Origin of the sequence: Methyloglobulus sp. (genome assembly GCF_040079455.1) — a bacterium.
GTDB lineage: Bacteria > Pseudomonadota > Gammaproteobacteria > Methylococcales > Methylomonadaceae > Methyloglobulus.
On record NZ_JBEBKJ010000096.1, the window covers coordinates 1 to 13,231 of the forward strand.

Genomic DNA, 13,231 nt, shown 5'->3' on the forward strand with positions numbered 1-13,231 from the left:
TCAATGCTTCCATCAAGCTGTGGGTAGCCCTGACTAATTCAACTACCTTCCTAGAGTACCAACGGAAATATATATGTATCTTTACGTAAACACTCTCGTAAAAGTATTTATGTTTAGTGAAAGAGGTATTCATAAAAAAATCAGTAACTATTAAAAATAATACGACGATTGACTGCTTAAGTAGAAGAGTTAATCGTCGCAATATTTGCTTATTAATGAATATCGTAAAAATATTTGTAGGAATCAAATATCCACCAGCCATCTGCGCGTTTTATTACGGAAGCATGACCTACCCGCACCACTTTGCCGGCACTAGAATACTTAAAAAGTGGAAAACTAATCTTACTTCCGGGTTTTATATTAATCACACTGCCTACTTTAGTTGCACTACCTACTAATGTTACAGGTGAAATGGATTGAACAGATGGGTTATACGTTATCGTTAGTGTATAAACATTATCGTATTTGCCGTCATGGTTTGAATCAATACCAGATTCAGTTAACACGGCATTATAGGGAAGATTGTTGATCATAAGTTTGGGTATTCGCATAGTTCGGATACCCCTACCGACTAATCCATTCCAACCACCTGGGGTAGAGAAGCCTGGTATGTTGCCATAATAGACTTTAACAGCAACTTGATCCATAAGACTTAGCTTGGTGTTGCCATAGTAAGGAATACGACAATAATTCATCACAGAATTGGGATCGTAAGGAGTGAATTTGGTGTTGCCCCAAGTGTGGTAAACGAATTGACCAATATCGCCAGTAAAAATAACTGTTTCCGGATCGTTTCTGTGGCAAAGTTCGCTTGACGGATCATCTGGCCGATTTTGTTCATGTGACAAGCCTAAAACATGACCAAACTCATGGACAACCGAAGATGCAATGCATTGATCAATGCCAACGCCTTTTTCAGCGCATCTTTTCCGCAATGAAAGCGATCTGGTTGGATCGCTCGAAGGAGACACTTTGGTATTCATCGTAAAATTTAAAAGCATTTTTCCTATTTTTGCTTTTCCTTCAATACCAAGCGGGGCACGCGGAGATGCTGCAATATCAATGACAGTTATCCTGATGCCACTAAAAGCTAACGGACATTTTTGCCAGCCTGTAAAACGCACTAAAGACGTTGCTTCCCATGAGTTTTTTAGGGCTGTTCTTGTAATTACTTCATTATGTGAGCCAACAAATGCCCCACTTTCCCAGCATATGGGAATATTCGTCGTAGGCCAAATAACATTGTCTCTAAAATATGCTTTAGCTGTTTTTGTTGGTGCAGAGGATGGTAGATTACTTGTCGCTTCGGCGATAATTGGAACTAAAGAAAGAAAGAAAGAAAAGTCAATTTTAGCTTTAAATACATAAACTTTACTCCATGTTAGTAGTTATTAAGGATGTATTTTCATTACCGATAAAACACAGCGATAACTTTTACGTTAATTCGTTTCGTCTGTCAACTTATCTAAATTGTTAACCGGAGTCAGTAATGCTACCAACAGAGCGCTAACGAATACAACACAACTTACTATTAGGTAAACAAGGTAAGTTAGTCGTCTTTATGCCTGCTAAAAAACATCAGCAAACCCACTACACCAAGGACTAACGCAGGGATAGTGAAATAACTGCCTTGATCTTGTTCCCTCCCAGCCGGACGGGGCATGTTGCCTGTCTCTTGATCACATTTTACTTGAGAAATAAACTATAACCCTATTAATAATTATAGGGTTTGTAGCAAGCATGATTCCAATAGACGAACTAGGGTGGTCACAACAACTCTTTGGCGGAAGCGACCTTGGGGATGCTAGGAGGACGGCGCGGCTAGTTGACGTGGCGGCGAGGATGGCGAAACAGGCAGGCAGTTCGCTGGCGAAGAGCTGTGACGGCGATCAAGCCGCCTTATTGGGAAGCTACCGGCTGATGCGTAACGGGGCGGTCAAGCCGGAGGCGGTTAGGGCAAGCGGTTTCGCGCGTGTTGCAGAACTGGCACAAAGCTCGGAACTGCTTTTGGCGGCCCCCGACACCACCAGCGTCAGTTATCCACATGCGGCGGCTGGGTTGGGTCTGACGGGTGGCAAGCAGACGACTAAACGGAATGGCTTCATGGTGCATTCGGTGCTGTTGCTGGATGCCCAGGGCGAATGCACAGTGGGCCTGATAGCCCAGCGCCATTGGTGTCGTGACCCGGCGAGCTACGGCAAGAACCACACCCGCAAGCAACGCAGCTACCAGGACCGGGAAAGTTACAAATGGGAACAAGCCTCGGTAGCCACGGCTCGATGCCTTGGCTCTGCGGTGCAACGCACGATTTCAGTGTGCGACCGCGAATCGGACATTTATGACTACCTGTGTTACAAGCACCGGAACAAGCAACGCTTTGTCGTCCGCGCCCAGGCCAACGCAGGCTAGTGGACGCCGAATCAAGCTTTTTGACACGCTACAGCGCGATGCCATCGCCCTATGCGGTTATACCGTGCAAATACCGCAACGGGGTGGCCGCAAGGCACGCACCGCGAACGTGTTGTTACGCACGGCAACACTCGATTTCAGGATGCCGGTGGGGTCGTCGGTGTGCGAAGAAAACTTGCGGATCAACGCCGTCCTGGCAGAAGAACTCGATGCGCCAGCTTCATCAGAACCCTTGCATTGGGTGTTGTTGACCACAGAAGTCATCGGCGATGCCCAAGCCGCCTTACAAGTGGTGCGTTATTACGAATTGCGTTGCCGCATTGAAGACTACCACAAGGTGTGGAAAAGTGGCATTGGCGTTGAGCGGCAACGCTTCCAAAGTATCGGGAACCTGGAGCGGATGCTGGCGATCACCGCCTTCCTGGCGGTGCTTCTACTGCAACTGCGGGAGCTGCTGGACAAGTCCGCGGATACGGCTGAAACAACCTGCGGGACGGTGTTGACCGAAGACGAATGGAAAGTCCTGTGGGTTGCGACCGAACGCAATAAGCCTTTACCCAAAACAGTACCGCCTGCACACTGGGCATTTTATGCGCTAGCAAAGTTAGGTGGGTTTACCGACACCAAGCACACTGGGCGGGTTGGTTGGGACACGATTTGGCACGGCTGGTTCCGGTTGCAAGAACGGCTCCAAGGCTACCAACTCAGCAAGTCGGAACTCGCTGAGTTGTGATTAAGAGACAGGTGCTTGAGGGGGGCAACATGGTTCGTCCTTTCGACCGGAAAACAGGGGGTTATTTTAGCATTTACGGTCGATGGGTTGGGGGTTATCTTGATAATTACTTATAAATTTCAATTAGATGAATTGTTTTTCAAGGTCGCCTATGTAACCGCATCTGTTAATTCGGGGAAATCTGAAATCGGGGCAGGGTTAAGCCGAGAACCCCGCTTGCCTGAAAAAAGGCAATATAATCCACCTTAAATGGCCACCATCCGCTTAGGTGTTGCCAAAATAACGCTTTCTGCTGAGTCTCAACTATTGCGACTTTAAATCCTTCGCCGCAACCACAAAACCCAGAAAGATATTTTCTTATAGTAATAGTCTGCATCACTATCACCGAGCTTGTCCAACAACCGGTTCAGATTGTGGCTCGCTGTCGCTCGCACAAGCTAACCTTATTCGTTATGGTTAAAAGAAAACGCCAGCTTGGTGTCGTGTGATTATTTGGAATGGATCTAATGAGTTTCGGCTACTGCTTCCGCCGATCTGTAGATCCATACCTATTTCAATCCGGTCTTTCACCTCTCAAACAAAGCTATCGATTCGACGTGTCCAGTTTGTGGGAACATGTCCATCACACCTGCTTTAACAAGCTTATAACCTAGATCATTAACCAGAATACCGGCATCTCGCGCTAGAGTAGACGGATTGCAGGATACGTAAACAATCTGCTCCGGTTGCCAGTGTTTAAAATGATGCAGCACTTCTGACGCACCCGCCCTGGATGGATCGAGCAAAATTTTGTTGTATTTGCGGTTTGCCCAGGGTTGATCGCTGATGTCTTTGCTTAAATCTGCCGCATAAAATTCAGCGTTTTCAATACCATTATGCCGCGCGTTTTCCCTGGCATGTTTAACCAATGGCAGATCGCCTTCCACACCAACGACTAAGCCAGCATATTTAGCAAGCGGTAAGGTAAAGTTGCCCAGACCGCAGAACAGGTCAAGTACGGTATCGTCCTTAGTCAGATTAAGCGTATCTAGCACCCTGTTGACCATAAGGCGGTTAATTTCATAATTGACCTGGGTAAAAATAGCAGGTCGAAACTTGAATGTTATGCCGTGGTCGGGCAAAGCGTAAGTTGGAATAACTTCCGGCTCGCCATCTAAAGGCACGATGGTATCTGGACCTTTGGATTGCAGACACAGTGTTAAATTATGGGCTTTGCCGAAAGCACGCATCTTTTCCTGATCTTCTGCTGTCGGCGGTTCCAATACGCGGATCGACAACACACATTGCTCATCACCGATAGCGACTTCAATCTGGGGGATAAGTTCGCGGATGCTTAAGCCTTCAATCATCTCGCCCAAAGCAACAAGCCGTGTACCGACGATAGGGTGCATGACGACGCAATTATCCATTTCCGCCAGATAAGGATTTCGTTTTTCGCGGAATCCGACCAACACACGGCTTTTCTTGGCGACGTACTTAACGCCCATGCGCGCTTTGCGGCGATAGCCCCAGTGCGGGCCGATTAAAGGCTCCCATAATTCTGAAATACTAATCTTGCCGATACGTTTAAACTGTTCTTCAAGCAAACCTTGTTTGATTTGGATTTGGGTAGCCGAATCCACATGCTGAAAACTGCACCCTCCGCAAATATCAAAATGCGGACATAAGGGCTCAACTCGGTGTTCGGATGCCGTCAATACTTTAACAACTCGACCTTCGGCATAATCGCGGCGAATTTCTGTGTAAAGGAATTCAACTTCTTCGCCGGGTAAGGCTGCATCAATAAATACCGCCTTGCCGTCCACATGGGTAACACCCCTGCCGTCATGGGTCAGGGAGCTTATCGTTGCCTTTACCGGAATGATCGGTAACGGTTTTTTTCGTGTTCGTGCCATATTTATTTCTGCTTCCAAGCACCAGAGGATTGATACCACCAGCCTGATTGGGCATTGCTGATCCAGTGGGCTGCAAAAGTAGATTTAATTTGCGTAACCCATTCTGGATGTCCATTAGCATTGGCAATTGCTTGATAAAGTGCTTGCCGATCTGCATTTTCTGAGGCGATCAATTTATTGACTTGGTTACGGTCTTTTAGAGGGACACTGGCAGCATCTTTTATCGCTAAAAATCCATCCGCTTTTATGCCGATAGCTCCCGCCGCGTAGAAACTTTGTAATGATGAAAATCGTTTTTCCATTGATGCAGTAAGTTGCCTAATTTCGGGACTATCAATGGATAAATCGGCTTCGGCGGCTTGTGCTGGAGAAATGGCGAAGTTTATGACTTGGTCAATAAGCTTGTAGAAGCTGGTCTGCATATCAGATCGTTCGCTTTTAGGCTCTAGCTCTAGCTTTGGCTGTTGTTTTTGCGGGATATTGCTTTGAATATCCTTGATAATTTCATCGGCAACTTTTTCAGCAGCTGCGGCAGGAAAATAGATGTTAATGGTGACACATGCCGTAAGCATTAACGCGCCAAGCAAAGAAGTTTTTTTCATTACACACTCCAAAGTTTACTAAAAATCTAAAAACACCTTCGTCCTTTAGGGAAAGAGCTAGGGTTAGACGGTTAAATACATTGATTTAAATTCCCCTGACCACGAAAGTCACTTGGAAAACCCCTTTAATTGTACGGAATTCTCTGTGGGAATCTGGAAAAAATCTAGCCCAGTGAAAACAGGATGTTTCTAAGGAATCTAAATTAATTTACAAATTTAGCGAGTTCGAAGCACATCATTAGGGACATGCTTTAATATCAAAGTACCTTATCCTAAATGACGAACTGGATGCTATGGACGATGTGAGTGCAGCAATACAGGAACAATTTGTCGCCCGAACTACACTAGCGCGTTTATTTACGTGTTTATAGATCTAAAGTTCCGGAGCTCATAAAATACAGTAACACATTGATAAATAAATATAATAGTACTCTGAATGAGTATATTACGGTTAGTTGAAGCTCCCTCAAGTAGGGTACTTGATGAGAGTGCCACAAAAATCAGAGAACCACCAGCACTAACTATAGATTTTCTGAATGCAAAGGGAGTTATTAACCGATAATGTCTTCGCCAGCCTCTGGAGAGAAATTGGCATGAAGACCCTGTTATGCCGCGCCTGTTTTAAGCTGGGGTTTACTTATGGAAACCATAAGTAATTGCTTTTTTCAGTATTTTTAGAAATATATGTTATTGAAATATATAGTCATGAAATTTTCACTTCAACCTTGAAACCGCCGTCTATTTGGTGCTTATCAATATCAGCAAAAATGGGCGATACCTTCGCGTGATTGGAAACCTGCTTTAAATAGGTATACTATTCAGCCTTAGGAGAGAATACCTCATCCGTAATTAACCGCAACTTACACAAAATTCAGGACACCTCCGAGAGGGAGGCAACAACCCAAAGAACAGTTGAAGAACTGAGTTGTTGAAATTCCTAACGTCATCCCAATCTACGATTTGCCACTACATACCAAACTTTCCTCAAATGAACAAACAAGAAAAATACCTCACCATGACTGTCCTCATGACACCGGATATGGCGAATTTTTCCGGTCATGTCCACGGTGGTTCGTTGCTTAAATTACTGGATCAAGTCGCTTATGCATGCGCGGCCAAATACTGTAAAAGCTATGTGGTGACGGCGGCGTTAGATCAGGTTTTTTTTATGCAGCAGGTGAATGTTGGCGAGCTGGTATCTTTTTATGCTCATGTTAACTACGTTGGTCGTTCATCCATGGAAATTGGCGTAAAGGTGATAGCCGAGAATTTACGAACCCATGAAAAAAGGCATACCACCTCTTGTTATTTTACGATGGTCGCTTTGGATGAACACGGAAAAACAATAGAAGTCGCGCGGTTGACTTTAGAAACTGAGGCAGAAAAACGGCGTTACGCCGGAGCGGAAATACGCAAAAAATTACGCCAGGAAAGCCTTGAAAAAGTCCGCGCATTGAACATCGATGTAACCGAGGAAGAGTTAAGATAATGAGTGCCGTACAAGAAAATTGTGAACGCTTGCCGTTAAAGGAATTCGCGGAAAAAGCGTACCTGGATTATTCCATGTACGTTATTTTAGATCGCGCCTTGCCGCATATCGCCGATGGCTTGAAGCCGGTGCAACGGAGGATTGTCTATGCGATGTCCGAATTGGGCTTGACCGCACTCGCCAAATACAAGAAATCGGCCCGAACCGTGGGCGATGTGCTGGGTAAATTCCATCCGCACGGCGATTCCGCTTGTTATGAGGCGATGGTGTTGATGGCGCAGGATTTTTCTTACCGCTATCCCTTGATTGACGGGCAGGGCAACTGGGGCTCGCCGGACGACCCTAAATCTTTTGCTGCCATGCGTTATACCGAATCGAGGCTAACCGCTTACGCACAAACTTTATTGAGCGAATTAGGGCAGGGGACGGTTGACTGGTCGGATAATTTCGACGGTACGTTAAAAGAACCTGATATTTTGCCAGCAAGGCTGCCTAATTTGCTGTTAAATGGCACGATGGGCATCGCGGTAGGCATGGCAACCGATATTCCTCCCCACAATTTGGTTGAAGTCGCTGGGGCTTGTATCCATTTATTGGATAAACCCGATACTCCGTTGGAACAACTATTAGAGCACATCAAAGGCCCCGATTACCCCACCGAAGCTGAAATTATCACTTCCGCTGAGGATATACAAAGAATCTATATCACTGGCGGCGGCTCGATAAAAATGCGAGCTATCTACGATCAGGAAGATGGCAATATTATTATCACAGCCTTACCTTACCAAGTGTCAGGTTCAAAGTTGATGGAGCAAATTGCCGCGCAGATGTTGGCAAAAAAGCTACCAATGATTGAAGATTTGCGTGATGAGTCGGATCATGAAAACCAGACCCGTTTGGTCATTATGCCGAAATCGAAACGGATTGATATCGATGAAGTGATGTCGCATTTGTTTGCCACGACTGATCTGGAAAGAAGTTACCGCGTCAACATGAATATGATCGGCCTGGATGGACGACCCAGGGTCAAAAATTTGCGGGAAATATTGGTCGAGTGGCTGGCTTTCCGTACGGAAACCGTCCGCAAACGCTTACAGTTCCGCCTGGATAAGGTGCTGGCACGATTGCATGTGTTAGAAGGCTTGCTGATTGCTTTTCTGAATATCGATGAAGTGATTGCCATTATCCGTTTTGAGGACCATCCCAAAACTGTGATGATGGAACGCTTTGGCATTACCGACATCCAAGCTGAAGCCATTCTGGAATTGAAGTTAAGGCATCTTGCCAAACTGGAAGAAATCAAGATCCGTGGCGAACAAGCGGAGTTGGAGAAAGAAAGAGAAGAACTGGAAAAAATCCTGGCATCCAAGCAGCTATTAAATCGCTTGATAAAATCAGAGATTGAGGAAGATGCAGAAAAATACGGCGACAATCGCCGTTCACCTATCGTCGCACGGGAAGCCTCACAGGCTTTAGACACGACTGCACTCATAAGCAACGAGCCATTAACTGTTGTTTTATCTGAAAAAGGCTGGATTAGGGCGGCAAAAGGCTACGATATTGATGTGGCAACCTTGGGTTATCGATCCGGTGACGGCTTCCTCGACTCCGCAAAATGCCGTTCAACTCAGCCTGTGTACGTGCTAGATTCCACGGGACGGGTGTACAGCACCACCACACATGACTTGCCTTCCGCAAGAAGCCAAGGTGAACCACTAACCGGACGGCTGAATCCAGCCCCCGGTTCATTATTCACTTACTTATTGGCTGGAAATCCTGATGATTGGTATTTATTGGCAAGTAGTGCGGGTTATGGTTTCAGGGTGCAAGTCAAAGAGCTGATCTGCAAAAATAAAGCGGGTAAGTCGCTGATTTCACTGCCGATAGGTGCAAAAGTCGTTAGACCTGCATTGATAGCTAATCAGTCGGATTTGCTGGCAGTTGTTACGTTGCAAGGGAAGTTATTGATTTTCCCTTTGATGGAGTTACCTGAACTGGCAAAAGGGAAGGGCAATAAAATTATCCAAATCCCGACCAAAGATTTAGCGACCGACAAAGATCGTGTGGTTGCAATGGCTGCAATTCCGGTTAACGGGCAATTGGTAGTTGTGGCTGGAAAGCGTCAATTAACACTTAAAGCCATAGATATAGCCCATTACTCCGGCAATCGGGCGAATCGGGGCTTGAATTTGCCTAAAGGATTTCAAAAAGTGGACGGGTTGACGGCTGGTTAAAAAGTTTCGTTCTAATTAAAAGACGTGGCTTTGCATCAAGATTGACTAAATCCAAAATCTTTTGTATAGCCTTGGAAAAGATGCCATTTCGAATCATCACGAATTTTCTAGCTGAGATTTCTTCTAAAAATGTTGCTGAAATCTTACTCCGCACTCAAAATTGAAGTGCAACCGCTGAAAATCTTGGAAACGTAGTGTTAGTGGAGTGAAGATAATATTTTCTTCTTACAATATTTTCTTCTTACTCTTGACACTGGAAAGTAAGAAGCGTTGAGGATGTCAATCACCCCATTAACTGTCATGAGAAGGAGTATTCCATGAAAAAATTCATCAATAACATAGACACAATCCTCAACGAAAGCCTGCAAGGGTTTGCCCTAGCCCATAACGACATTATTGAATTCAACGCAGAACTCCGCTACGTCAAAAGAAAAACACTTAAACAACCGGGCAAAGTTGTATTAATTTCAGGGGGCGGTTCTGGACACGAACCTTTACATACGGGATTTGTGGGCGCAGGTATGTTGGATGCCGCCTGCCCAGGCCAGATATTCACCTCCCCTTCCCCAGATCAAATGTTGGCTGCGGCGCAAGCCGTGCAACAAGGTGGCGGCGTTTTATTCATCGTCAAGAATTATGCCGGTGATGTGATGAATTTTGAAATCGCCTCGGAAATGCTGGAATTTCCAAGTGCTTCTGTGTTGGTTAGCGATGATGTGTCCTTGCCTAAGTCGCACAGCACCGGACGACGCGGAGTTGCGGGAACTTTAATTGTGGAAAAGATGGTCGGTGCAGCGGCTGAAAAAGGCGCAAGTTTGGCTGAATGCAAAGCGTTAGGTGATCGCATCAACCTTGTCACTGCATCAATGGGCGTTGCTTTGACCAGTTGCACCGTCCCTGCCCTAGGTAAGCCAACGTTTGCACTTGACGATAAAGAAATTGAAATCGGCGTAGGTATCCACGGCGAACGCGGCCATGAAACTGTGCCTTTAAAAAGCGCAATGGAAATTGTAGAACAATTGGCTAAGGTTATTGATGAGGAATTACAGCCCAAAGCAGGTCAAGAAGTACTGCTTCATGTCAACGGATTCGGCGGTACGCCGTTAATGGAACTGTATTTGCTTTACGATTTGGCGGCGACATTCTGGCAAAAACGGGGGTTACGCATTACTCGGCACTTAGTCGGTAACTTCACCACATCGCTTGATATGGCAGGGGCTTCGATTACCTTAACCTTGTTAGATGAGGAATTGACAAGCTTGTGGGATGCGCCTGTGCATACTGCGGCATTACGGTGGGGTTGTTGATTTTTCAGATAACACATCAACAATTGCACAAATCATCAACTGGCTGCTTTTCGCGCCCGCATCAATATGCCCTCGTGAACGCTCGCCCAAAAATGAAGCTCGCCCCTTAGTTGCAACCATATCGCGGGTAGCTTCTGCACCTGTTACGGCTGTTAGCTTGACCTGCTCGAATACATCTGGGGTATTTGCATTCTGACTTAGCCGCTCTGCAACCGGAATCAACACATCAAGCATGGTTTTTTCGCCTTTATCCGTCTTCCCACGTTGCTTGAGGGCCTCCACACCTTTTGAAAACGCATCGGCAAAAGTCGTTAATGTTAATGGCTCATCTTGCAAGTTCTTACTCATGGCTAAAAATAGCGTTCCATAAAGCGAGCCAGATGCGCCACCTATGGATGCCATAACCGTCATACCTATTTTCTGCAATGCTGCCTGCCAAGCGAGTTGACTTAATGCCTCGCTTTGTGCGGCTAAAGCCTGGATGCCACGCTGCAAATTCGTGACGTGATCGCCGTCGCCAATAGCTTGATCTAACGAGGTCAATTCTTCGGCATTGTTTTCAATGGTTTTGGCTACAGCCAAGATTAGCTCAGGCAATAAAGCCGTTGTGTTCGACATGAGAGTAACTCCGTTTAAATCCTATTAAACAAACATTGTGGCCCTATCCAGCATACCGTTTGTATTTTTCATGATAAGCTTCACGACGAGCTTTTGTGTTATTCAAGATAACTTGCCGTTCGGTAGTATCGGCATCTGACCAACCCACAATTTCAGGCAATAAGCGGAAACAACCCAAGCAGACATCTTCTTCATTCAGGCAACAATTTCTGATACAGGGTGATGCAACGGGTTGATCTGACATCGTCATTAAATTGATTTAGCGTATCAAAGCAAAAAAGCTAATGGCAACTCGAATCTTTAATTCGGACAGCCTTCGAGCCTGTATATGCTATAACCTTGACTATCTATTTGTTTACGAAGTTCAGGTGGTGCTTCGGCACTGTGGCAAAAAGCGCAATTTTCTTGCGTCACAACCGCATCCGCGTGACCGATACTGGCTAACCATTCCTTGGCATATTGTAAGGCTTTGTCTTGGTTCTGTTCATCAAGAACGACATCAAAGTGCATAATTCTGCCAGTTGCGGCTTTTGCGTAAGTGTCATAAACGTGAGAAAGTGGCATAATTGTCTCCAAAAAAAAAACCATTGCAAAGTAGCGAATCGAAACGCACGGCTTATGTTACCATTATTCCACTGTCAACACACCATCACTGGAGCGCCTTAATTATGGAAAAAACCACTGTTTTCGATGTAATTGAACGCATGTCTGCGTTAATGCGCTCGGAAGAACGCAAGAAATGCACTCAATTTAGTTTGCAATCAGTCCACTTACAGGTTCTAGACTATCTGTCGCGGTGCAATAAATACAGTGACACACCCGCTGCGCTCACCAATTACTTGGGCATGACGCGGGGAACAGTTTCACAAACCTTATTATTGCTAGAAAAAAAAGGTTACCTTAAAAAAACCACCGACACCGGAGACCGACGCGTTATTCATCTTAGCCTATTGCCCGAAGGAAACGCGATGTTGGCACAAGCGAGACCGTCTGAGTTATTCATTCAAGCGGCTAATTTATTAAATAAAGATGAGCTGACGCGTTACGATGAAGCCTTGGTCAATATGCTAAGTGCCTTGCAAAAATCGAACAAATCCCACTCTTTTGGAATTTGTGAAACCTGCCAATTTTTTACTGAATTACCAGATGGGTACTTATGTGGATTAACTAAGGAACAACTGACCGAAGAAGATAGCCGAAAAATATGTCAGGAACATAGCGTTCTATAAACAAATTGTTGCGAACTTATTTCAAGCCGCTCAAAGTTTCGTTAACCTTAACAACCAAACTTTCCACGCCTTTACGGGTTAATTTTTTCTCACCGCCTTTCACTTCAGACAAATAATCGGCAATCAACCTCTGCTGTTTTACATCGACAAAATGCGCCATCAAGTACACAAACAAAAAACTCGGTTTATGTAACCTGCCGACGACCACATAATCTGCATTAAATTTTTGCCCCAGTTGCGCGGCAATATCGTGATGATCGAACAGATAACCAACCCCCGATGTTGCCTGTAGCTGGACATCCATTGGGATCGTCACAATTTCGTAACCTGATTTTTGTAATTCTTCTTCCAACATCGGCTTAACTGAAGCCGTACGCTCTATTTCTTCCGGCACACCAGGCTTAAGCGTGAGATCTTTAAGTTCAAAATCTAGAACCGCTATGCGACTTTGGGCTGTTACATTGCCAGAGGATAGACAAAATAATAGTGCAATTATTAGGGTGTGTAATTGAATCGTTTTAATTGCGTCCATAAAATTATTACTTAATTGTTCCTGATTACTGTTGACCGATCATGGTGTGCATTACGTTACGCTAATGTACAATAAATCATACAACGCGGGGAGTCGCTATTTTTGCGAAAGCTTGTTTTGAGGACATCCTGTCCAAACAAGCGGCAAAAACTTAACGCGACCGCCAATGCCTGCGGCTGCCCC

15 protein-coding genes are annotated in these 13,231 nt (G+C 45.3%); 7 read left to right on the plus strand and 8 right to left on the minus strand.

Annotated features, from left to right (window positions below; all coding sequences use genetic code 11):
• Positions 1 to 212 precede the first annotated feature (212 nt).
• A complete protein-coding gene (locus tag ABL924_RS16025) occupies positions 213 to 935 on the minus strand; it encodes a M12 family metallopeptidase (protein ID WP_349028105.1) in 723 nt (240 codons plus the stop codon).
• Positions 936 to 972: 37 nt separating this feature from the next.
• On the opposite strand from ABL924_RS16025, the gene ABL924_RS16030 reads away from it, so the two are divergent.
• The 3 genes from ABL924_RS16030 to ABL924_RS16040 all read left to right on the plus strand — a co-directional run bounded on the left by ABL924_RS16030 (position 973) and on the right by ABL924_RS16040 (position 3,142).
• Positions 973 to 1,368, plus strand: a complete 396-nt coding sequence (locus ABL924_RS16030) for a hypothetical protein (RefSeq protein WP_349028106.1) — start codon at positions 973 to 975, stop codon at positions 1,366 to 1,368.
• A 372-nt stretch (positions 1,369 to 1,740) separates the two neighbouring features.
• The gene (locus ABL924_RS16035; protein ID WP_349028107.1) at positions 1,741 to 2,409 is read left to right on the plus strand and encodes an IS4 family transposase; all 669 of its coding nucleotides are present in this window, start codon (positions 1,741 to 1,743) and stop codon (positions 2,407 to 2,409) included.
• Complete coding sequence (locus ABL924_RS16040; RefSeq protein ID WP_349028108.1) at positions 2,339 to 3,142, plus strand: IS4 family transposase; 804 nt, start codon at positions 2,339 to 2,341, stop codon at positions 3,140 to 3,142. Before ABL924_RS16035 ends, ABL924_RS16040 begins: the two co-directional genes overlap by 71 nt.
• A 166-nt stretch (positions 3,143 to 3,308) precedes the next feature.
• On the opposite strand, the gene ABL924_RS16045 is transcribed toward ABL924_RS16040, so the two are convergent.
• The 3 genes from ABL924_RS16045 to ABL924_RS16055 all read right to left on the minus strand — a co-directional run bounded on the left by ABL924_RS16045 (position 3,309) and on the right by ABL924_RS16055 (position 5,639).
• Positions 3,309 to 3,518 carry a hypothetical protein gene (locus tag ABL924_RS16045; protein WP_349028109.1) on the minus strand — a complete coding sequence of 70 codons (210 nt, stop codon included), beginning with the start codon at positions 3,516 to 3,518 and terminating at the stop codon, positions 3,309 to 3,311.
• A 190-nt stretch (positions 3,519 to 3,708) separates the two neighbouring features.
• Positions 3,709 to 5,037 carry a 23S rRNA (uracil(1939)-C(5))-methyltransferase RlmD gene (rlmD, locus tag ABL924_RS16050; protein WP_349028110.1) on the minus strand — a complete coding sequence of 443 codons (1,329 nt, stop codon included), beginning with the start codon at positions 5,035 to 5,037 and terminating at the stop codon, positions 3,709 to 3,711.
• Between the two features lie 2 nt (positions 5,038 to 5,039).
• Positions 5,040 to 5,639: a YdbL family protein gene (locus ABL924_RS16055; RefSeq protein WP_349028111.1), complete on the minus strand. Its 600-nt coding sequence runs from the start codon at positions 5,637 to 5,639 to the stop codon at positions 5,040 to 5,042.
• A 988-nt stretch (positions 5,640 to 6,627) separates the two neighbouring features.
• Here ABL924_RS16055 and ABL924_RS16060 point away from each other — a divergent pair.
• The 3 genes from ABL924_RS16060 to dhaK all read left to right on the plus strand — a co-directional run bounded on the left by ABL924_RS16060 (position 6,628) and on the right by dhaK (position 10,669).
• Positions 6,628 to 7,128, plus strand: coding sequence for an acyl-CoA thioesterase (locus tag ABL924_RS16060; RefSeq protein ID WP_349028112.1), 501 nt, complete (start codon positions 6,628 to 6,630; stop codon positions 7,126 to 7,128).
• Positions 7,128 to 9,362: a DNA topoisomerase IV subunit A gene (parC, locus tag ABL924_RS16065; protein WP_349028113.1), complete on the plus strand. Its 2,235-nt coding sequence runs from the start codon at positions 7,128 to 7,130 to the stop codon at positions 9,360 to 9,362. Before ABL924_RS16060 ends, parC begins: the two co-directional genes overlap by 1 nt.
• Before the next feature lie 317 nt (positions 9,363 to 9,679).
• Complete coding sequence (gene dhaK / locus ABL924_RS16070) at positions 9,680 to 10,669, plus strand: dihydroxyacetone kinase subunit DhaK (RefSeq protein WP_349028114.1); 990 nt, start codon at positions 9,680 to 9,682, stop codon at positions 10,667 to 10,669.
• Here dhaK and dhaL read toward each other — a convergent pair.
• From dhaL to ABL924_RS16085, 3 genes are read right to left on the minus strand one after another with little or no spacing between them, the layout of a single operon-like run.
• The gene (dhaL, locus tag ABL924_RS16075) at positions 10,652 to 11,287 is read right to left on the minus strand and encodes a dihydroxyacetone kinase subunit DhaL (RefSeq protein ID WP_349028115.1); all 636 of its coding nucleotides are present in this window, start codon (positions 11,285 to 11,287) and stop codon (positions 10,652 to 10,654) included. The two genes, dhaK and dhaL, sit on opposite strands and share 18 nt — an antisense overlap.
• 43 nt (positions 11,288 to 11,330) lie before the next feature.
• The gene (locus ABL924_RS16080; RefSeq protein ID WP_349028116.1) at positions 11,331 to 11,531 is read right to left on the minus strand and encodes a DUF1289 domain-containing protein; all 201 of its coding nucleotides are present in this window, start codon (positions 11,529 to 11,531) and stop codon (positions 11,331 to 11,333) included.
• Between the two features lie 56 nt (positions 11,532 to 11,587).
• Positions 11,588 to 11,851 (minus strand): DUF2024 family protein, encoded by a 264-nt coding sequence (locus ABL924_RS16085; protein WP_349028117.1) that lies wholly within the window; start codon positions 11,849 to 11,851, stop codon positions 11,588 to 11,590.
• A 2-nt stretch (positions 11,852 to 11,853) separates the two neighbouring features.
• Here ABL924_RS16085 and ABL924_RS16090 point away from each other — a divergent pair, with 2 nt between their 5' ends.
• Positions 11,854 to 12,516, plus strand: coding sequence for a MarR family winged helix-turn-helix transcriptional regulator (locus ABL924_RS16090; protein WP_349028118.1), 663 nt, complete (start codon positions 11,854 to 11,856; stop codon positions 12,514 to 12,516).
• A 16-nt stretch (positions 12,517 to 12,532) separates the two neighbouring features.
• On the opposite strand, the gene ABL924_RS16095 is transcribed toward ABL924_RS16090, so the two are convergent.
• The gene (locus ABL924_RS16095) at positions 12,533 to 13,048 is read right to left on the minus strand and encodes a DUF2380 domain-containing protein (RefSeq protein ID WP_349028119.1); all 516 of its coding nucleotides are present in this window, start codon (positions 13,046 to 13,048) and stop codon (positions 12,533 to 12,535) included.
• Between the last annotated feature and the right edge of the window lie 183 nt (positions 13,049 to 13,231).

Bases quoted from the DNA above. Each gene is read 5' to 3' on its own strand.
- ABL924_RS16035 (WP_349028107.1), top strand. From the start codon at position 1,741: ATGATTCCAATAGACGAACTAGGGTGGTCACAACAACTCTTTGGCGGA.
- ABL924_RS16040 (WP_349028108.1), top strand. From the start codon at position 2,339: ATGACTACCTGTGTTACAAGCACCGGAACAAGCAACGCTTTGTCGTCC.
- ABL924_RS16045 (WP_349028109.1), bottom strand. From the start codon at position 3,518: ATGCAGACTATTACTATAAGAAAATATCTTTCTGGGTTTTGTGGTTGC.
- rlmD (WP_349028110.1), bottom strand. From the start codon at position 5,037: ATGGCACGAACACGAAAAAAACCGTTACCGATCATTCCGGTAAAGGCA.
- ABL924_RS16055 (WP_349028111.1), bottom strand. From the start codon at position 5,639: ATGAAAAAAACTTCTTTGCTTGGCGCGTTAATGCTTACGGCATGTGTC.
- ABL924_RS16060 (WP_349028112.1), top strand. From the start codon at position 6,628: ATGAACAAACAAGAAAAATACCTCACCATGACTGTCCTCATGACACCG.
- parC (WP_349028113.1), top strand. From the start codon at position 7,128: ATGAGTGCCGTACAAGAAAATTGTGAACGCTTGCCGTTAAAGGAATTC.
- dhaK (WP_349028114.1), top strand. From the start codon at position 9,680: ATGAAAAAATTCATCAATAACATAGACACAATCCTCAACGAAAGCCTG.
- dhaL (WP_349028115.1), bottom strand. From the start codon at position 11,287: ATGTCGAACACAACGGCTTTATTGCCTGAGCTAATCTTGGCTGTAGCC.
- ABL924_RS16080 (WP_349028116.1), bottom strand. From the start codon at position 11,531: ATGTCAGATCAACCCGTTGCATCACCCTGTATCAGAAATTGTTGCCTG.
- ABL924_RS16085 (WP_349028117.1), bottom strand. From the start codon at position 11,851: ATGCCACTTTCTCACGTTTATGACACTTACGCAAAAGCCGCAACTGGC.
- ABL924_RS16095 (WP_349028119.1), bottom strand. From the start codon at position 13,048: ATGGACGCAATTAAAACGATTCAATTACACACCCTAATAATTGCACTA.